General features: G+C 71.2%; 13 protein-coding genes. 9 read left to right on the top strand and 4 right to left on the bottom strand.

The genetic code is table 11. The features are described 5' to 3' along the window. Positions 1-65: 65 nt before the first annotated feature. The gene (locus ACFC96_RS18405) at positions 66-1,166 is read right to left on the bottom strand and encodes a CAP domain-containing protein (RefSeq protein ID WP_376613138.1); all 1,101 of its coding nucleotides are present in this window, start codon (positions 1,164-1,166) and stop codon (positions 66-68) included. Positions 1,167-1,300: 134 nt separating this feature from the next. Between ACFC96_RS18405 and ACFC96_RS18400 the strand changes: the two genes are divergently transcribed. From ACFC96_RS18400 to ACFC96_RS18385, 4 genes are all read left to right on the top strand, one after another. Then, the gene (locus ACFC96_RS18400; protein WP_227297422.1) at positions 1,301-1,582 is read left to right on the top strand and encodes an acylphosphatase; all 282 of its coding nucleotides are present in this window, start codon (positions 1,301-1,303) and stop codon (positions 1,580-1,582) included. A gap of 381 nt (positions 1,583-1,963) precedes the next feature. Continuing rightward, a complete protein-coding gene (locus ACFC96_RS18395; protein ID WP_100595048.1) occupies positions 1,964-2,167 on the top strand; it encodes a hypothetical protein in 204 nt (67 codons plus the stop codon). A gap of 267 nt (positions 2,168-2,434) precedes the next feature. Next, positions 2,435-6,178 (top strand): AAA family ATPase, encoded by a 3,744-nt coding sequence (locus ACFC96_RS18390; RefSeq protein WP_376613136.1) that lies wholly within the window; start codon positions 2,435-2,437, stop codon positions 6,176-6,178. A 320-nt stretch (positions 6,179-6,498) separates the two neighbouring features. Next, the gene (locus ACFC96_RS18385) at positions 6,499-7,923 is read left to right on the top strand and encodes a sugar porter family MFS transporter (RefSeq protein ID WP_376259192.1); all 1,425 of its coding nucleotides are present in this window, start codon (positions 6,499-6,501) and stop codon (positions 7,921-7,923) included. Between the two features lie 40 nt (positions 7,924-7,963). On the opposite strand, the gene ACFC96_RS18380 is transcribed toward ACFC96_RS18385, so the two are convergent. Then, positions 7,964-8,944 (bottom strand): LLM class flavin-dependent oxidoreductase, encoded by a 981-nt coding sequence (locus tag ACFC96_RS18380; protein ID WP_376259190.1) that lies wholly within the window; start codon positions 8,942-8,944, stop codon positions 7,964-7,966. Between the two features lie 65 nt (positions 8,945-9,009). Beyond that, positions 9,010-10,458, bottom strand: coding sequence for a cytosine permease (locus ACFC96_RS18375; RefSeq protein ID WP_376259188.1), 1,449 nt, complete (start codon positions 10,456-10,458; stop codon positions 9,010-9,012). 387 nt (positions 10,459-10,845) lie between these two features. Here ACFC96_RS18375 and ftsY point away from each other — a divergent pair, with 387 nt between their 5' ends. Then, positions 10,846-12,060, top strand: coding sequence for a signal recognition particle-docking protein FtsY (gene ftsY, locus ACFC96_RS18370; protein WP_376259187.1), 1,215 nt, complete (start codon positions 10,846-10,848; stop codon positions 12,058-12,060). A 628-nt stretch (positions 12,061-12,688) separates the two neighbouring features. Here the strand turns inward: ftsY and ACFC96_RS18365 are convergent. Further along, positions 12,689-13,366, bottom strand: coding sequence for a bifunctional DNA primase/polymerase (locus ACFC96_RS18365; RefSeq protein ID WP_376259185.1), 678 nt, complete (start codon positions 13,364-13,366; stop codon positions 12,689-12,691). A gap of 468 nt (positions 13,367-13,834) precedes the next feature. Between ACFC96_RS18365 and ACFC96_RS18360 the strand changes: the two genes are divergently transcribed. The 4 genes from ACFC96_RS18360 (at position 13,835) to ACFC96_RS18345 (ending at position 19,800) form a co-directional block, all read left to right on the top strand. Continuing rightward, on the top strand, positions 13,835-15,307 hold the full coding sequence (locus tag ACFC96_RS18360) for a hypothetical protein (RefSeq protein WP_376613135.1): 1,473 nt from the start codon (positions 13,835-13,837) through the stop codon (positions 15,305-15,307). A 303-nt stretch (positions 15,308-15,610) separates the two neighbouring features. Then, positions 15,611-16,954, top strand: coding sequence for an ammonium transporter (locus tag ACFC96_RS18355; protein WP_376259182.1), 1,344 nt, complete (start codon positions 15,611-15,613; stop codon positions 16,952-16,954). Beyond that, complete coding sequence (locus ACFC96_RS18350) at positions 16,951-17,289, top strand: P-II family nitrogen regulator (RefSeq protein ID WP_116509391.1); 339 nt, start codon at positions 16,951-16,953, stop codon at positions 17,287-17,289. The genes ACFC96_RS18355 and ACFC96_RS18350 overlap by 4 nt, the downstream gene beginning before the upstream one ends. A gap of 21 nt (positions 17,290-17,310) precedes the next feature. Next, a complete protein-coding gene (locus ACFC96_RS18345) occupies positions 17,311-19,800 on the top strand; it encodes a [protein-PII] uridylyltransferase (protein WP_376259180.1) in 2,490 nt (829 codons plus the stop codon). Positions 19,801-19,892: the final 92 nt, after the last annotated feature.

The following is a 19,892-nucleotide window of genomic DNA, read 5'->3' as shown; positions in this document are numbered from 1 at the left end:
GCGTACTCCGGCACAGCGCGAACCTCAGGGGTGCGCTAACCCGTGGTTAGTGCTGGGACTTGGCGTCAGAAGCCGAAGTCCTGCGTCCACCACGGGCCGCCCGACCCGAAGTGCACGCCGACCCCCAGCGTCTTGTAGTCGCAGTTGAGGATGTTCGCGCGGTGGCCGGGGCTGTTCATCCAGGCGTCCATGACGGACTGGGCGTTGGCCTGGCCGCGGGCTATGTTCTCGCCGCCGAGGTCCGTTATGCCGGCCTTCTTCGCGCGGTCCCAGGGTGTCGCACCATCCGGGTCCGTGTGGTCGAAGAAGCCGCGCGCCGCCATGTCCTCGCTGAAGTTCCCAGCGAGGGAGGCCAGGGCGCTGTCCGCGGTCACCGGGCTGCAGCCGACCTTGGCCCGCTCCGTGTTGACCAGCGCGAGCACCTGGGCCTCGGCGGCCGCCTCGCCGGACGGAGCCTTCAGGCTGGGCGCGGCCGCCGGGGGCTTGGGGTCGGAGGTGGCGGTCCTCGAAGGGGTCGCGGTCCTGGGAGAGGTCGCCGTGCCGGAATGCGAGGCGGAATCGGAGGACCTGCTCGGTGACGCCGTCCTCGACGGGCTCGAAGACGCCTTCGACGAAGATTGCGAAGGAGAGGCGGAGGGCGAGTCCGTGCGCTTCGCGCCGCGGCTCGCGGAGGACGGGGCGCGGTCGGCACTGCCGTCCGTGCCGCCCTGCGTCTGGAGCCCGGAGGGGGAGTCGGCGGCGCGCACCTTGTCGGCGCCGTTGCCGCCGCCCAGTGAGTAGTTGTCCAGGCCGGGGATCACCCCGGAGGCCACCGCGACGGCCCCCACCGCCACAGCGGCCGAGACTCCGAGGAGCCCCGCCCGCACCGGCCGGGCGACGCGCTTCCTGCGTCGGTGCGAGCCGCTGCCCGGGCTCCCGGAAGGTGTGTACGCGGCCTCGGGTCCGTCCGGCCAGGCTTCGTCGAAGGCCCGGCCCAGGTCGCCGTTCGCCGTGTCGCGCGGACCGGCGAATCCGGCGGCGGCGTACCACTCCTCGTGCGTGCCGTCGTACGCACCGGTGCTCCCGGCCCCGTGCGTACCGTCGTGCCCGGGATACGAACCGGCCGTGCTGTCCGTGGCGCGACCCGTGGCGGCGCGGCCGGCGTCGGAGCGTCGGTGGCGTCCCATCTTGTGGCCTTCCTCGTCCTGGCTGTGGTCAATGGGACTCACCCGTACGGGTGAGGCACATTGGTCCGGGACGGTACCCCACGACGCAAGGGGGCGAAGTGCTCCGAGTGCAATTGGCCGGTTAGCGTGCCCCTATGAACGAAGACGTACGCATCACCGCCTGGGTGCGCGGACGCGTCCAACGTGTGGGTTTTCGCTGGTTCACGCGGGCTAAGGCGCTCGAGATCGGCGGCCTGAGTGGCTTTGCTCTCAATTTGGACGACGGTCGGGTCCAGGTCGTCGCGGAGGGGCCGCGCGAGAGTTGTCAGGGCCTTCTCGACTGGCTCCGCGACGGCGACACTCCCGGGAGGGTCGACGGTGTCACGGAGATCTGGGACGCCCCGCGCGGCGGATACGCCGACTTCGCCATTCGCTGAGAAGGACGCGCAGGCCAGCGACCCGAGCAGTGTTCCTGACATGCCCCGGGCAACTGCGCCGGGCATGAATGACCTGGTGGTTGCCAATAAGAGCTTGTCGTGGCAGGCTCGCGAAGTAAGGATGATCTCCACGCCCCAAGGGGCCCGAAGTGAGGCCGCGCCGAAGTTTTCACGGCGCCGAGCCCCCGGGCTTACCCGTCGATACGGGGTGTGATCGTGTTGACCGTCAAACTTTTTGGTGAGACTCTGGAAGCCCCGCGCACCTTAGCTGTTTGGCATGTATGAACGGCAGCAAGACAACGAGTGCCAGGCACCGCGGGTGCGATTCCCTCACGACCCACACCGCTTCGGTCGGTCACTCATTGTGGAGGACCATCCATCATGGCAAAGGCGCTTCTCGGTTACGTCGGCGGTTCCGACCCGCGACTCCTCGCCGAGATGCGACGGCTCCAGCAGCGCGTCCAGGACCTTGAGTCCGAACTCGTTCGGATCCAGTCCGAGAACGACGCGCTCGCGGCTGCCGCTTCTCACGACTCGCTCCTCGAGAGCATCGACGTACCCCAGGCGGAGCCTGCGCTCACCTGACCACATCCCGCACACGACACCAGTGGTCAGGCAGCCCTTTCATCAAGCCGCTTGATCAGATTTCTCAGATCTGCAAGGGACGCCTTTGCGTCCCTTCTTTCTGAATTTCCGCTCCGCATGCGCCGCCCCGTACCGCGCCCCCGTGAATGCCCCGTCAATGCTCCGCGCGTCGACGTCTTTCTTTAACGTCTGATGTGCCCTGCACTTTCCTGGGCGAAACCGCGGGTTCATGGAGTGAGACACACGCGGCGGGTAGAGTCCGGCGGCGTGCACCTCAAGGCCCTGACCCTGCGCGGGTTCAAATCGTTCGCCTCGGCCACCACTCTGCGGTTCGAGCCGGGCATCACCTGCGTCGTCGGTCCCAATGGTTCGGGCAAGTCCAATGTCGTGGACGCCCTCAGCTGGGTCATGGGCGAGCAGGGTGCGAAGTCGCTGCGCGGCGGCAAGATGGAAGACGTCATCTTCGCCGGCACGACCGGGCGCCCACCGCTCGGCCGCGCCGAGGTGTCGCTGACCATCGACAACTCCGACGGCGCGCTGCCCATCGAGTACGCCGAGGTCACCATCACGCGGATCATGTTCCGCAACGGCGGCAGCGAATACCAGATCAACGGCGACACATGCCGGCTGCTCGACATCCAGGAGTTGCTTTCTGACTCCGGCATCGGGCGCGAGATGCACGTCATCGTCGGCCAGGGCCAGCTCGACTCCGTGCTGCATGCCGACCCGATGGGACGCCGCGCCTTCATCGAGGAGGCCGCCGGTGTCCTCAAGCACCGCAAGCGCAAGGAGAAGGCGCTGCGGAAGCTGGACGCGATGCGGGCCAACCTCGCGCGCGTGCAGGACCTCAACGACGAGTTGCGGCGGCAGTTGAAGCCGCTCGGGCGCCAGGCCGCCGTCGCCCGCCGCGCCGCCGTCATCCAGGCAGACCTCCGCGACGCGCGGCTGCGGCTCCTCGCCGACGACCTCGTGCGCATGCGGGGTGCGCTGCGCGCCGAGATCGAGGACGAAGCGGCGCTCAAGGAACGCAAGGACGCGGCCGAGGCCGAGCTGAAGAAGGCACTCCAGCGCGAGGCGCTCCTGGAGGCCGAGGTCCGGCAGCTCACACCGCGGCTCCAGCGCGCCCAGCAGACCTGGTACGAGCTGTCGCAGCTGGCCGAGCGGGTGCGCGGCACCGTCTCGCTGGCCGACGCGCGGGTCAAGAGCGCGACGTCCGCCCCCGCGGAGGAACGGCGCGGGCGCGACCCCGAGGACATGGAGCGCGAGGCCGCCCGGATCCGCGAGCAGGAGGCCGAGCTGGAGGCCGCCCTCGAAGCGGCTGAGCGCGCCCTCGACGACACGGTGGCCCACCGGGCCGACCTGGAACGGGAGTTGGCGGCCGAGGAGCGCCGGCTCAAGGACGCCGCCCGGGCCATCGCCGACCGGCGTGAGGGGCTCGCGCGGCTGAACGGGCAGGTCAACGCGGCCCGTTCACGGGCCGCCGCGGCGCAGGCCGAGATCGACCGGCTTGCCGCCGCGCGGGACGAGGCCCGGGAGCGGGCCGTCGCGGCACAGGAGGAGTACGAGCAGCTGAAGGCCGAGGTCGACGGGCTCGACGCCGGGGACGCGGAGCTCGGGGACCGGCACGACACGGCCAGGGCCGCTCTCGCCGACGCGGAGTCCGCACTGACGGCGGCCCGGGAGGCCCTGACGTCCGCGGAACGCAAGCGGGCGGCGGTTTCGGCCCGGCACGACGCCCTCGCGCTCGGGCTGCGCCGCAAGGACGGCACCGGCGCGCTGCTCGGCGCCCGCGACCGGCTGACGGGAGTGCTCGGCCCCGCGGCCGAACTGCTCTCCGTCACCCCCGGCTTCGAGGTCCCGGTCGCCGCGGCGTTCGGTGCCGCGGCCGACGCCGTCGCCGTGAGCACACCCGCCTCCGCCGCGGAAGCGATCCGCCTCCTGCGTAAACAGGACGCGGGGCGCGCGGCACTGCTGCTGGCGGGGCAGGAGGACGCGTCCGGTGTGGACGGCGGCGTGCCCGCGTCGCCGGCCGGGGGGTCCCCTCGTGGCGGCGGCCCTCGGGGTGGCGGGTTCGCGGGTGGTGAGCCCGGGGCCGGTGGTCACGATGGCGTGGCCGACGCGGACAGGGGTGCGTCGGCGGCCGGTGACGGCGACGGGCCCGGTGGTTTCGGCAGTGCGTACCCGGGACGGCCCGCACGGGGCGGGGACGGGCTGCCCCTCGTGGCCGATTTCGTGCGAGGGCCCGGCGAGCTGATGCCTGCCGTGCGGCGGTTGCTGCGGGGGATCGTGGTCGTCGGGACGCTCGAGGACGCCGAGGATCTCGTCTACGCGCGGCCCGAGCTGACCGCGGTCACCGCCGAAGGGGACCTGCTCGGGGCGCACTTCGCCCAGGGCGGTTCCGCCGGGGCGCCCAGCCTTCTCGAGGTGCAGGCCTCCGTCGACGAGGCCGCGGGCGAGCTGACCGAGCTCGGGGTGCGGTGCGAGGAGCTGGCCGAGGCGCAGCACAGCGCGGTCGCGCGGCGCGCGGAGGCGGCCGCGCTCGTGGAGGAGCTGGGGGAGCTGCGCCGGGCCGCCGACCGGGAGAAGTCGTCCGTGGCGCAGCAGCTCGGCCGCCTGTCCGGACAGGCGCGGGGCGCCGCCGGGGAGGCCGAGCGCAGCGCCGCCGCGGCCGCCAAGGCGCAGGACGCGCTGGAGAAGGCCGTACAGGACGCCGAGGAGCTGGCCGAACGGCTGGCCGTCGCCGAGGAGATGCCGGCCGACGAGGAGCCGGACACCGCGGTACGCGACCGGCTCGCCGCCGACGGTGCCAATGCCCGCCAGACCGAGATGGAAGCCCGGCTCCAGGCGCGTACGCACGAGGAGCGGGTGAAGGGCCTTGCCGGACGCGCCGATTCGCTCGACCGGGCGGCCCGTGCGGAGCGCGAGGCACGCGCGCGTGCGGAGCGCCAGCGCTCCCGGCTGCGCCACGAGGCGGCCGTGGCCGACGCGGTGGCCTCCGGAGCCCGGCAGCTGCTCGCGCATGTGGAGGTCTCGGTCGGACGGGCCGAGCGGGAGCGGGTGTCCGCCGAGAGCGCCAAGGGTGAGCGGGAGCGGGAGCTCGTCGCCGAGCGGGCCCGGGGCCGTGACCTGAAGGCGGAGCTCGACAAGCTGACGGACTCGGTGCACCGGGGGGAGGTGCTCGGCGCGGAGAAGCGGCTGAGGATCGAGCAGTTGGAGGCCAAGGCGCTGGAGGAACTCGGTGTCGAACCCGCGGGACTCGTGGCGGAGTACGGGCCGCAGCAGCCCGTACCGCCCTCGCTCCCGGCCGAGGGCGAGGACCTGCCCGACGACCCCGAGCACCCCCGCAACCAGCCGCGGCCGTTCGTGCGCGCGGAGCAGGAGAAGCGGCTCAAGTCAGCCGAACGGGCGTACCAGCAGCTTGGAAAAGTGAATCCGCTGGCTCTTGAGGAGTTCGCCGCGCTGGAGGAGCGCCACAAGTTCCTCAGCGAGCAGCTCGAGGACCTGAAGAAGACACGGAGCGATCTCCTTCAGGTGGTGAAGGAGGTCGACGAGCGCGTCGAGCAGGTCTTCACCGAGGCGTACCGGGACACGGCCAGGGAGTTCGAGGGCGTCTTCAGCCGGCTCTTCCCCGGCGGCGACGGACGGCTGATCCTGACCGATCCCGACAACATGCTCACCACGGGTGTCGATGTGGAGGCCCGTCCCCCGGGCAAGAAGGTCAAGCGGCTGTCGTTGCTCTCCGGTGGCGAGCGCTCCCTGACCGCGGTGGCGCTGCTCGTCTCGATCTTCAAGGCGCGGCCGAGCCCCTTCTACGTGATGGACGAGGTCGAGGCCGCGCTCGACGACACCAACCTCCAGCGGCTCATCCGCATCATGCAGGAGCTCCAGGAGGCCTCCCAGCTCATCGTGATCACGCACCAGAAGCGCACGATGGAAGTCGCCGACGCGCTCTACGGGGTGTCGATGCAGGGCGATGGTGTGTCGAAGGTGATCAGTCAGCGGCTGCGCTAGCCGCACGCGGGGCGCCCGGGCCCGGCTGCGATCCGCTCGGGAACCGATCTCCGGCCCACCCGCGAGCCGACCTGCGACGCGGCGTCGGCCGCAGAGCCAACCACAAGATCAACCGTAGGCACTCGTTCAAGACTTGAATGATTCATCTCACCTGGGCGGTTGAGATTCACAGTTACCCACCTATTGACTTCGAAACTTGAAGGCATAGTCTCTGCAACGTTGCTTTTACCTTCAGGTGGTGGGCGGCGTGAAGTTGTGCGCCACTGGAAGGGCTCTCACCCCCACCCCCGGCACCGCTGCCGGTGGCCCGAGGAGTACACGTGACCAGCACAGCGAAGCCGCCGAGCGCCCGAGAGGCCCACCCCGACCATCTCGGCCATGTCATCTTCATCACGGCGGCGGCCGCGATGGGCGGCTTTCTCTTCGGCTACGACAGTTCCGTGATCAACGGAGCCGTCGAGGCCATCCGTGACCGGTACGACATCGGCTCCGGAACGCTCGCCCAGGTCATCGCCATCGCCCTGATCGGCTGTGCGATCGGTGCGGCCACCGCCGGCCGGATCGCGGACCGCATCGGCCGTATCCGCTGCATGCAGATCGCGGCCGTCCTCTTCACGATCAGCGCCGTCGGCTCGGCACTGCCCTTCGCCCTCTGGGACCTGGCCTTCTGGCGGATCGTCGGCGGCTTCGGCATCGGCATGGCCTCCGTCATCGGCCCCGCCTACATCGCCGAGGTCTCGCCGCCCGCCTACCGTGGCCGCCTCGGCTCCTTCCAGCAGGCCGCGATCGTCGTCGGCATCGCCATCTCGCAGCTCGTCAACTACGGCATCCTGCAGGCCGCCGGAGGCGACCAGCGCGGTGATGTCCTCGGCCTCGAGGCCTGGCAGGTCATGCTCGGCGTGATGGTCATCCCGGCCGTTCTCTACGGCATGCTGTCCTTCGCGATCCCCGAGTCGCCGCGCTTCCTCATCTCGGTCGGCCGCGAGGCCAAGGCCAAGGAGATCCTCGCCGAGGTCGAGGGCACGAAGGTCGACCTGGACGCCCGCGTCGCCGAGATCGAGCACGCGATGAAGAGCGAGCACAAGTCCACGTTCAAGGACCTGCTCTCCGGCAAGGGCAACAGCGGTCTCTACTTCAAGCCGATCGTCTGGATCGGTATCGGCCTCTCGGTCTTCCAGCAGTTCGTCGGCATCAACGTCGCGTTCTACTACTCCTCGACGCTGTGGCAGTCGGTCGGCGTGAACCCGACGGACTCGTTCTTCTACTCGTTCACCACGTCGATCATCAACATCATCGGCACCGTGATCGCGATGCTCCTGGTGGACCGCGTCGGCCGTAAGCCGCTGGCCCTGGTCGGTTCCGCCGGTATGGTCATCGGCCTCGCGCTGGAGGCCTGGGCGTTCTCGTACGACCTCGTGGACGGCAAGCTGCCGGCCACGCAGGGCTGGGTCGCCCTGATCGCCGCCCACTTCTTCGTCCTGTTCTTCGCCCTGTCGTGGGGTGTCGTCGTCTGGGTCTTCCTCGGCGAGATGTTCCCGAACAAGATCCGTGCCGCGGCGCTCGGCGTGGCCGCGTCCGCGCAGTGGATCGCCAACTGGGCCATCACCGCGAGCTTCCCGTCGCTGGCCGACTGGAACCTCTCCGGGACGTACGTCATCTACACAATCTTCGCCGCGCTCTCGATCCCCTTCGTGCTCAAGTTCGTGAAGGAGACCAAGGGCAAGGCGTTGGAGGAGATGGGTTAAGTCCCCGCTGCCATCTCCTCAACCTCGTCACTGCCCCGGCTCAGACCGCAAGGTCTTCGAGCCGGGGCAGTACGTTTTCGCAGAACAGATGCAGGCTGCGCCATCCCTCGTCGACCGGCATGCCGCCCGACAGCGGGTGCAGCACATAGCTGTCGAGGGCCTGCTCCACGCACTCGTCGGGCGTGAGGATCCGGTAGACGCCCTCGGCGCGCAGCTCGTCGACCGTCGTGGCCCCCGACTTCACGGCCGACTTGATGTCGCCGGACTGCCAGGACGCGTACGTCCGCGCCTCGTGCAGGAAGTGCTCCCCGTGCTCGGCCCACACGCGGTCGGGGTCCTCGGCGACGTGCAGCAGCGGGGTGACCGCCGCGGGCATCATGGTCCAGCCCTCGGTGCCGTGCTCGACGAGCTGTTCCTTGTAGTACGCCTCGAGTTCCGGCAGATGCGCGCTCGGGAAGAACGGCAGACCGAGGCGGGCCGCGCGCCGCGCCGCCGCCCGCGAGGAGCCGCCGACCAGGAGCAGCGGGTGGGGCTGGGTGAACGGGCGTGGCGTGACGCGGACCGTGCGGCCGCGGAAGCTGAACTCCTCGCCCGTCCACGCCTTGAGCAGGGTGTCGAGGAGCTCGTCCTGGAGCTTGCCCCGCTGCTTCCACTCGACGTCGAACTGGCCGTACTCCTCGGGCCGGTAGCCGATCCCGGCCACGGTGACGAGCCGGCCGCCGCTGAGCAGGTCGAGTACGGCGATGTCCTCCGCGAGGCGCAGCGGATCGTGCAGCGGGCCGATGATCGCGGAGACCGTGACGGCGATGCGCCGGGTCGCGCCGAAGACGGCGCCCGCGAAGGTGAAGGGCGAGGGCAGCCAGTTGTTGGCCACGCCGTGGTGCTCCTCGGTCTGGACGGTGGAGATGCCGCGGTCGTCGGCGTACGCCGCCATCTCGACGGCCGCCCTGTAGCGGGCGCTCAGCGATGCGGGCGTCGCCGCGGGGTCCACGAGGTTGAAGCGCACGACCGTGACGGGCATGAGAAGTCCCCCTTCACAGGGCGGAGTGGGGCCGCTGGTGAAGGGGGACGGTAGCTGACGGAGCGTCAGACAGCCAGGGTTTCGCGCTCCTCTTCGGCGGAGACCTCGGACGGGACGGCGACGGCGGGCTTCGGCAGGACGACGTACAGCAGGCCGGAGATCACGATCGTGGCGACCCAGCCGAGGCCGTACTCGCCGATCGGGTTGTTCGCGGCGAGCGGGCCGGTGAACCAGTCGGACGTGGTGAACATCAGGCCGGCGACCAGGCCGATGGCCCAGGAGGCGACGGCCGCGGGGCTGAAGCCGCCCTTGTACCAGTAGGCGCTGGTGCGCGTCGTGTCGACGAGGGCCTCGGCGTCGTACTCCTTGCGTCGCAGCATGTCGGCGCCGAAGACGCCGACCCAGGCGGAGAACGCCACCGCGAGCAGCGACAGGAAGGCGATGAACGAGCCCATGAAGCTGGTCGCGACGAGCATCAGGATGCCGCCGAAGATCAGCGAGATCAGTGCGTTGATCGAGACGGCCCAGTGGCGCGGGACCTTGAAGCCGAGGGTCTGGGCGGTGAAGCCCGCCGAGTACATCGACATCGAGTTGATCAGCAGCATGCCGACCAGGGCGATCAGGAGGTAGGGGACCGCGATCCACAGCGGCAGGATCTCGCCGAGGAACGAGACCGGGTCGGCGGCCGAGGCCAGGTCCGGGGTGGAGACCGCCATGACGGCGCCCATCAGGACCATCGGCAGGACGACGATGCCGGCGCCGCCGACGGAGTTGCGCACGATCGCCACCGACGAGGCCGTGCGCGGCAGGTAGCGCGTGAAGTCCGGCGACGAGGGGATCCAGCTGACGCCGCCCGCGGCGATCAGGCCGATGCCGGCGACCATCAGCGACATCTTGCCCGCGGGCTGGTCGAAGACACGGGTCCAGTCGGTGTTGGCGATCAGGTAGACCAGCACGAGCACGGAGAAGAGACCGAAGAGGTACGTCGCGTACTTGTTGCACTTCTGTACGGCGGTGATCCCGAGGCCCGAGATCACGAACGTCGTGACGACGAAGAGCAGCAGCGTGACGATCACCAGGACGTTGTTGCTCTTCACGCCGAAGAGGATGTCCAGGACGGTGAGCACGGCGTAGGCGCCGGTCACCGCGTTGATCGTCTCCCAGCCCCAGCGGGCGACCCAGATGAGCGAACCGGGCAGCAGATTGCCGCGCTGGCCGAAGACCGCGCGGGACAGCGCCATGCCCGGCGCGCCGCCGCGCTTGCCGGCGATGCCGATCAGGCCGACGAGGCCGTACGAGACGATGGGGGCGGCGATCGCGACGACGAGCGCCTGCCAGAAGTTGAGCTTGTACGAGACGACCAGGCTCGCGCCCATCGTGAGCAGCAGCACACTGATGTTGGCGGCGACCCAGGTGGGGAACAGCTCACGGGTCCTGGCGGTGCGCTCGGACTCGGGGACGGGCTCGATGCCGCGGGTCTCGAGTGCGCCTTCGGATTCGGCGGTCTTGCTCATGCGGTGGGGTTCCGTGCCTCTCGCTCGGCTCCATGGGGGGTGGTGGGGGAGCCGGTGGGGTGTGGGGAGGGGACGCGTTGGACTCTACGCGCGTTGATGCAGCCTCTTCCATCGTACTTTAGTCCGAGTAATACACTCAAGTGGCTTATGTTCTTCGGAGGAAGCTACAAAGGTGCGTGCGGCGGTCCGTGAAAGGGGCCGTCACACGCGCCCCGGGTGCGCTGGGCGCACCCGGACCCGCGCTGATGCCGGACGGGTGGTGACCCCACCCCGGTGGCTTGTCGTCGACGCACGGTGGGGACGGTGGACCGGCCCCACCCGCAGGGCGCGCAGCCCCGCGCGGACACGAGGGGGTCCGGCGCCCGGTCACGCCATACTGGTGTGGTTATGGAAATCGTCATCCTTGCTGTAGTCATCGCCGTGGTCGTGATCGGCGCACTCGGCGGGCTCGTGGTCGGCAGCCGCAGAAAGAAGCAGCTGCCCCCGCCGCCCCCCACCGTGCCCGACATCACCGCACCTCCGGCCGAGCCGCATGTCGGCGAAGAGGCCGAGACGCCGCGCGACGAACCCCGCCGCACGATCGAGGAGGTCGACCTCCCGCTCGTCGAGCCGGAGCCGTCCGCGCCCATCGCGGTGGAGGAGCCCCCGGCTCCGGCCGCGCCCGAGATCGAGGTTCCGGAGCCGACCGCGGGGCGTCTCGTACGTCTGCGCTCCCGGCTCTCCCGCTCGCAGAACGCGCTCGGCAAGGGGCTGCTCACGCTCCTGTCGCGCGAGCACCTGGACGAGGACACCTGGGAGGAGATCGAGGACACCCTGCTCACCGCCGATGTCGGCGTGCAGCCCACGCAGGAACTCGTCGACCGGCTGCGCGAGCGCGTGAAGGTGCTCGGCACCCGCACGCCCGACGAGCTGCGCGCGCTGCTGCGCGAGGAGCTGGTCCAGCTCCTCGTCCCGGAGTTCGACCGCTCGGTCAAGACCGACTCGAACCTCGACACCCCGGGCATCGTGATGGTCGTCGGGGTCAACGGCACCGGTAAGACCACCACCACCGGCAAGCTCGCCCGCGTCCTGGTGGCCGACGGCAGGAACGTGGTGCTCGGCGCCGCCGACACCTTCCGCGCCGCCGCCGCCGACCAGCTCCAGACCTGGGGCGAGCGCGTCGGTGCCCGCACCGTGCGCGGCCCCGAGGGCGGCGACCCCGCGTCCATCGCCTTCGACGCCGTCAAGGAGGGCATCGATGAGGGCGCCGACGTGGTCCTCATCGACACCGCGGGACGGCTGCACACCAAGACCGGCCTCATGGACGAGCTCGGCAAGGTCAAGCGCGTCGTCGAGAAGCACGCCCCGCTCGACGAGGTCCTCCTCGTGCTCGACGCGACGACCGGGCAGAACGGCCTGGTCCAGGCCCGCGTCTTCGCCGAGGTCGTGGACATCACCGGCATCGTGCTCACCAAGCTCGACGGCACGGCCAAGGGCGGCATCGTCATCGCCGTGCAGCGCGAGCTGGGCGTGCCGGTGAAGCTGATCGGCCTGGGCGAGGGCCCCGACGACCTGGCTCCGTTCGAGCCGGAGGCGTTCGTGGACGCGCTGATCGGCGAGTAGCCGGACGGACGTGTCTTTGCACAGGGAAGCGGGGGGGGCGGCGGGCGGGGGGGGCTGGGTGGGCGGCTCGTCCGTGGGGGGGGCGGGCGGGGGCGGGGGTGGGGGGGGCGGGGTGGGGTGCGTGCCCGGAGGTCGGTGTTTTTGCCCCGGCACGCCCCCCCCCCGCGGCGCGCGCCCGCTTCCCTGTGCGCGGGCCGCCGCCAGGGCCTCTCGGCCGGACCGGGCGAACGAGGGGCGCCAGGGCCGGTCGTTCACCTCATGCCGGGCTCGCGGGGCCTGGCACCGCGCCTCGCGGCGTTGCGGTCGGTCGCCCCGACGCTCCGCATGGGCTCCTTCCTCCGCCTTGCGACGCACGGCACCGGCACTGGCACCGGCACCCGCTCCCCGGTCCCGCCTGATCCGGACGGAAGGCCCTAGGGCCTGTCGTCAAATTGCCGTCTGCCCGGCGGCGTCTGGCACGCACTCCCGCTAGCTCTCGGCTCTGCTCGAGCAGGGGGGACCCCCATGCGGCGTTGCCGAAAAGCCCTGGTGGCTCCGCTACAAGGGCTCTCCGGCGCCTTGCGATCGCACGCACCAGACGCCGCCGGGCCCGCCCCTCGGGCGGACGACGGGAATGTGACGACAGGCCCTAGACCGCGGGCGAGCGATGGGCCACGTACGCCAGGGTGCCGAGGACGAGGCGGGCCTGCGGGGGCTGGGTCGCCGAGTCGAGTCCGGGGGAGCGCAGCCACCGGACCGGGCCCAGACCGCCGCGGTCGGAGGGCGGGGCGGTGATGTGGGTGCCCGGGCCGAGCGCGTGCAGGTCGAGGGCCGCGTCGTCCCAGCCCATCCGGTACAGCAGTGAGCCGAGTTCGGCGGCGGAACCCGGCGCCACGAAGAAGTGGGCGCGCCCCTCGGGGGTCACCGTCACGGGGCCCAGCGGCAGCCCCATCCGCTCCAGGCGGACGAGTGCGCGACGGCCGGTCGCCTCGGGTACGTCGATGATGTCGAACGCGCTGCCGACGGGCAGCATCACCGTGGCGCCGGGGAACTGCTCCCAGGTCTCGGTGACCTCGTCGAGCGTGGCCCCGGCGGGGACGGTCGGCGCGTGGTCGATGGGGTGGGCGCCGGGTGAGGGGCAGTCCGCCTTGCCGCAGGAGCAGGCGCCGGCCGAGGCACGTGTGCCCGGCACCGCCTCCCAGCCCCAGAGTCCGGTGAACTCGGCCACCGAAGTGCAGTCCGACGCGCGGCCCGCAGTGCGGCCGCGGCGACGCGCACCGGACCGGATGTCGAGAATCCCGCGGCTGCCGCCGATCGTGAAGCCCATGCCCCCTCCAACGGGTCCTGCGCGCCGGTGGTTACGAGACGGAATCGGATCGTGACCCTCTGTCTTCCCGGGGCCGTGAACCTCCGACTCGGAGCGGCTCTCGATGGCTACGGGGGTGGTGCGCCCGGTGCCGCACGCCCCGGCGTACACCGCTCCGCCCACTTTCGGCCGTCCTATGTCAAGTGAATCGCGTGTGGCACTCTCCTAGTTCATTCGAAGGGGTGGCGAATGGTGGCGTTTCCGGGTTCGCCATGGCCGGAGGGGTGATCGTAGGATTACTTTCAGTACACGAGCCTCTGGGGCCTATGCACTCCTGGGTATGCCGCAGGCAAGTCGGTTTCCTGTTCGAGGAGTGACAACCACCGGACGGGCGGCCGTCGTTGACGGCATGCTGGTAGGGCTTGACGCACATCGCACCCCGCAGCGGCGGGGTGGCGAAGAGGTGGCTTCAGGGATGGGGGCGTTCCAGTGGGCGGCAGCGACGGAAGCGTGACGAACGCTGAGAAGCGCCCCAATGAGCTGCTGAGCTCATGGTTCCTGCGCAGCGGCTGGTCCAAGGGTGAGCTTGCGCGCCAAGTGAACCGCCGGGCACGGCAGTTGGGCGCCAACCACATCTCGACGGACACCTCGCGCGTGCGCCGCTGGCTCGACGGCGAGAATCCGCGTGAGCCGATCCCGCGCATCCTGTCCGAGCTGTTCTCCGAGCGCTTCGGCTGTGTCGTGGCGGTCGAGGACCTCGGGCTGCGCGCCGCGCACCAGTCGCCCTCCGTGTCCGGCGTCGACCTGCCGTGGACGGGCCCGCAGACGGTGGCGCTGATCGGTGAGTTCTCCCGCAGCGACCTGATGCTGGCGCGCCGCGGATTCCTCGGCAGCGCGCTCGCGCTCTCCGCGGGCCCCGCGCTCATCGAGCCCATGCAGCGCTGGCTCGTGCCCACGCCCGGGACCCCCGCGGCGGAGCCCGACCCGACGGCCCTGCGCCGGGGGAACCGGCTCTCGAAGCCCGAGCTCGACCTCCTGGAGTCCACGACGGTCATGTTCCGTCAGTGGGACGCGCAGTGCGGCGGCGGGCTGCGCCGCAAGGCCGTGGTCGGCCAGCTGCACGAGGTGACCGACCTGCTCCAGGAGCCCCAGCCGGAGGCCACGACGAAGCGGCTCTTCAAGGTCGCGGCCGAACTGGCCGAGCTGGCGGGCTGGATGAGCTACGACGTGGGCCTCCAGCCCACCGCCCAGAAGTACTTCGTCCTCGCCCTCCACGCGGCAAAGGAAGCCGGCGACAAGCCGCTCGGCTCGTACGTCCTGTCCAGCATGAGCCGGCAGATGATCCACCTCGGCCGGCCCGACGACGCGCTGGAACTCATCCATCTCGCGCAGTACGGCAGTCGCGACTGCGCCAGTCCGCGCACGCAGGCCATGCTGTATGCGATGGAGGCCCGCGCGTACGCGAACATCGGGCAGCCCGGCAAGTGCAAGCGGGCGGTCCGGATGGCCGAGGAGACCTTCCACGACGCCGACGACTGGGACGATCCGGACCCCGACTGGATCCGCTTCTTCTCCGAGGCCGAGCTGCACGGGGAGAACTCCCACTCGTACCGCGACCTCGCCTATGTGGCGGGCCGCAGCCCCACGTACGCCTCGATGTCCGAGCCCCTCATGCGGCGCGCCGTCGAGCTCTTCGAGAAGGACGCCGAGCACCAGCGGTCGTACGCGCTGAACCTGATCGGGATGGCCACGGTGCATCTGCTCCAGCGTGAACCCGAGCAGTCCACGGTGCTCGCCGAGCAGGCCATGATCATCGCCAAGAAGGTGCGCTCCGAGCGGGTCAACACCCGTATCCGCAAGACCGTGGACACCGCGGTCCGTGAGTTCGGGGACGTCGCCGAGGTCACGCACCTCACCGACCAGCTCGCGATCCACCTGCCGGAGACCGCCGAAGCGGTCTGAACCCTTGTCCCCGGCCGCGGCCGGCCCTCCCGGACTGCCCGACTCGGCTCCCCCATTGCCAGGTCAACCGGATGGCCGCCGCGGCCGGTCTTCGTTGGTTGCGTCACGATAACGATCGCCTCACCCCGTATCAGACAGTTCATTGACGCGTAACACGCACGACCTCTTCGTCACTGCGGCGAAACATCGAGGGGCGTCCACGGAAACGGCGCTGCACCATTCTCTTGGCGCATAACCGGCCCACCCCTCATGACCGCACAGGCTTCGCCCGCACGGGGCCGTACCAACGACGAGGAGACGCCGATGCCCCCAGGCATCACGCTTGCCGCAGACACGCCCACGCTGTCTGCCGCCAACACAGGGTTCATGCTGATCTGTTCCGCCCTGGTGATGATCATGACGCCGGGACTCGCCTTCTTCTACGGAGGCATGGTCCGCGTCAAGTCCACCCTGAACATGCTGATGATGAGCTTCATCAGCCTCGGGATCGTCACGATCCTCTGGGTCCTCTACGGCTTCTCCGCCGCCTTCGGCACCGATCACGGCAGCCTGATCGGCTGGTCCTCGGACTACGTAGGGCTCAGCGGCATCGGCCTGACGCAGCTGTGGGACGGCTACACCATCCCGGTCTACGTCTTCGCCGTGTTCCAGCTGATGTTCGCGATCATCACGCCCGCCCTGATCAGCGGTGCGCTCGCCGACCGCGTGAAGTTCAGCGCCTGGGCGCTGTTCATCACGCTGTGGGCCACGCTCGTGTACTTCCCCGTCGCGCACTGGGTCTGGGGGACCGGCGGCTGGGCGTTCGACCTCGGCGTCATCGACTTCGCCGGCGGTACCGCGGTCCACATCAACGCGGGCGCGGCCGCTCTCGGTGTGATCCTCGTGATCGGCAAGCGCGTCGGCTTCAAGAAGGACCCGATGCGGCCCCACTCGCTGCCGCTCGTGATGCTCGGCGCCGGTCTGCTGTGGTTCGGCTGGTTCGGGTTCAACGCGGGCTCCTGGCTCGGCAACGACGACGGCGTCGGCGCGCTGATGTTCGTCAACACGCAGGTCGCCACCGCCGCCGCGATGCTCGCCTGGCTGATCTACGAGAAGATCCGGCACGGCGCGTTCACCACTCTCGGCGCCGCCTCCGGCGCGGTCGCCGGCCTCGTCGCGATCACCCCGTCCGGCGGCTCCTGCTCGCCGCTCGGCGCGATCGCCATCGGCGCCATCGCGGGTGTCCTGTGCGCCATGGCCGTCGGCCTCAAGTACAGGTTCGGCTACGACGACTCGCTCGACGTCGTCGGCGTCCACCTCGTCGGCGGGGTCATCGGGTCGCTCCTCATCGGCTTCTTCGCCACCGGAGGCGGCCAGTCCGACGCGCAGGGCCTCTTCTACGGCGGCGGCCTGACCCAGCTGTGGAAGCAGCTCGCCGGCGTCGGCGCGGTCCTCGCGTACTCGCTCGTCGCCTCCGCGATCCTGGCCTTCCTGGTCGACAAGGCGATCGGCATGCGGGTCAGCGAGGACGACGAGGTGTCCGGCATCGACCAGGTCGAGCACGCCGAGACCGCGTACGACTTCAGCGGCGCGGGCGGCGGCACGGCCCCCCGTTCGGCCGGCCCGGTCCAGGAGCCGGCAGCGCAGACCAAGAAGGTGGACGCATGAAGCTCATCACGGCGGTCGTCAAGCCCCACCGGCTGGACGAGATCAAGGAAGCCCTCCAGGCCTTCGGCGTCCAGGGCCTGACCGTCACCGAGGCCAGCGGCTACGGCCGCCAGCGCGGCCACACCGAGGTCTACCGCGGCGCCGAGTACACCGTCGACCTCGTGCCGAAGATCCGCATAGAGGTCCTCGTCGAGGACGACGACGCCGAGCAGCTCATCGACGTCGTGGTCAAGGCCGCCAGGACCGGCAAGATCGGGGACGGCAAGGTCTGGGCCGTCCCGGTGGAGACCGCCGTCAGGGTCCGCACCGGTGAGCGCGGGCCGGACGCGCTGTAAACGGAACAGAGGAGTCGCTGGGTGACGAGTGTGGATGTGCAGACCGGAAAATCGGACGATGACGATTCAGCACCCAGCGGCTATGCGGCGGCCCGGCTGCGCCTCCTCCACGGGGAGGCGCGGTCCGGGCCGCCGCGCCGTTCGGCGCTCGCCGAGCTGACCGACGGCTGGCTCGGCGAGCTGTTCACCGCCGGGGCGCGCGAGCTGACCGGGGTGTCCCTCGTCGCCGTCGGCGGCTACGGACGCGGCGAGCTGTCCCCGCGCAGCGACCTCGACCTGCTGCTCCTGCACGACGGCAACGCCGCCCCGGGTGCCATCGCCTCGCTCGCGGACCACGTCTGGTACCCCGTGTGGGACCTGGGGCTCGCCCTCGACCACTCCGTGCGAACGCCCGCGGAGGCCCGTAAGACGGCGGCCGAGGACCTCAAGGTGCAGCTCGGCCTCCTCGACGCCCGGCACATCGCCGGCGACCTCGGCCTGACGGCGGGCCTGCGCACCGCCGTCCTCGCCGACTGGCGCAACCAGGCGCCCAGACGCCTGCCCGAACTGCGCGACCTGTGCGACGAACGGGCCGAGCGTCAGGGCGAGTTGCAGTACCTCCTCGAACCCGACCTCAAGGAAGCCAGGGGCGGGCTCAGGGACGCCACCGCGCTGCGCGCCGTCGCCGCGTCGTGGCTCGCGGACGCCCCCAGGGAAGGCCTCGCCGACGCGCGGCGCAGGCTCCTCGACGTACGCGACGCCCTGCACCTGACCACCGGCCGCGCCACCGACCGCCTCGCCCTCCAGGAGCAGGACCAGGTCGCGGCGGAACTCGGCCTCCTCGACGCCGACACCCTGCTCCGCCAGGTCTACGAGGCCGCGCGCACCGTGTCGTACGCCAGCGACGTCACCTGGCGCGAGGTCGGGCGCGTGCTCAAGTCGCGGGCCGTGCGACCCCGGCTGCGCGCCATGCTGGGCGGCGGGAGCAAGCCCGTCACCGAGCGGTCACCGCTCGCCGAAGGCGTCGTCGAGCAGGACGGCGAGGCGGTTCTCGCCCGTGCGGCCAGGCCCGAGCGTGACCCCGTGCTGCCGCTGCGAGCGGCCGCGGCCGCCGCGCAGGCCGGACTGCCGCTGTCCCTGCACGCCGTTCGCAGGATGGCCGCCGCGGCGCGCCCCCTGCCCACACCGTGGCCCGCCGAGGCCCGCGAACAGCTCGTGACGCTCCTCGGCGCGGGCCGGCCGACCGTCGAGGTGTGGGAGGCGCTGGAGGCCGAGGGCCTGATCACGCGGCTGCTGCCCGACTGGGAGCGGGTGCGGTGCAGGCCGCAGCGCAACGCCGTGCACACCTGGACCGTCGACCGGCACCTCGTCGAGACCGCCGTGCGCGCCGCCGAACTCACGCGCCGCGTCGGCCGCCCCGACCTGCTGCTCGTCGCCGCGCTCCTGCACGACATCGGCAAGGGCTGGCCGGGCGACCACTCCGTGGCCGGCGAGATCATCGCGAAGGACGTGGCCGCGCGCATCGGCTTCGACCGCGCGGACGTCGCCGTCGTCGCCACCCTCGTACGCCACCATCTGCTGCTCGTCGAGACGGCGACGCGGCGTGACCTGGAGGACCCGGCGACGGTGCGGGCCGTCGCGGACGCCGTCGGCTCCGTGGGGACGCTCGAACTGCTGCACGCCCTGACGGAGGCGGACGCGCTCGCCACCGGGCCCGCAGCATGGTCCTCGTGGCGCGGGTCGCTCGTCACCGACCTCGTCCAGCGGGTCGCCGCCGTCCTCGCGGGAGAGGACCCCGAGGCCGGCGACGGCCCCGCCGCGGCCGAGCCCACGGCCGAACAGGAGCGGCTGGCCCTGGAGGCGTTCCGCACGGGCGGCCCGGTGCTGTCCCTGCGCGCGCAGACCGAGGCGCCCGTCGACCGGGACGCCGAAGGCGCCGAGGCCGCGCCCGCCGACCCGGAGCCCCTCGGCGTCGAACTGCTCATCGCCGTCCCCGACCAGCCCGGCGTGCTGCCCGCCGTCGCCGGGGTGCTCGCCATGCACCGGCTCACCGTGCGCACGGCGGAGCTGCGCGCCCTCGACCTGCCCGCCCAGGTGCCGGGCTCGGTGCTGCTCCTCGACTGGCGGGTCGCCGCAGAGTACGGCTCCCTGCCCCAGGCCGCCCGGCTGCGCGCGGATCTCGTACGGGCCCTGGACGGCTCCCTGGACATCGCTGCCCGGCTCGCGGAGCGGGACGCCGCGTATCCCCGGCGGCGCGGCACCGTGGCGCCGCCGCCCCGGGTGACGGTCGCCCCCGCCGCCTCGCGGCACGCGACGGTGATCGAGGTCCGGGCGCAGGACGCCCCGGGCCTGCTGCACCGCATCGGCCGGGCGCTGGAGACCGCGGACGTGTGGGTGCGGTCCGCGCATGTGTCGACCCTCGGGGCGAACGCGGTGGACGCGTTCTATGTCACGCGGGCCGAGGGAGAGCCGCTCCCCGCGGCGGACGCGGCCGCGGTGGCGGGCGCGCTGGAAGGGGCGCTGCGGGGGTAGCGGGGCCGAGGGGGAGGCCGGCGGGCGGGAGCGCCGGTCTCCCCGGGAGCGCTGCTCAGGGCCTCGGGAACGGTTCGTACGAATGGGGTGGA

This window comes from Streptomyces sp. NPDC055955 (assembly GCF_042270245.1).
Taxonomy (GTDB): Bacteria; Actinomycetota; Actinomycetes; order Streptomycetales; family Streptomycetaceae; genus Streptomyces.
The sequence above is the reverse complement of the archived record's forward strand: the minus strand, read 5'-3'. Positions and strand labels throughout refer to the sequence as shown.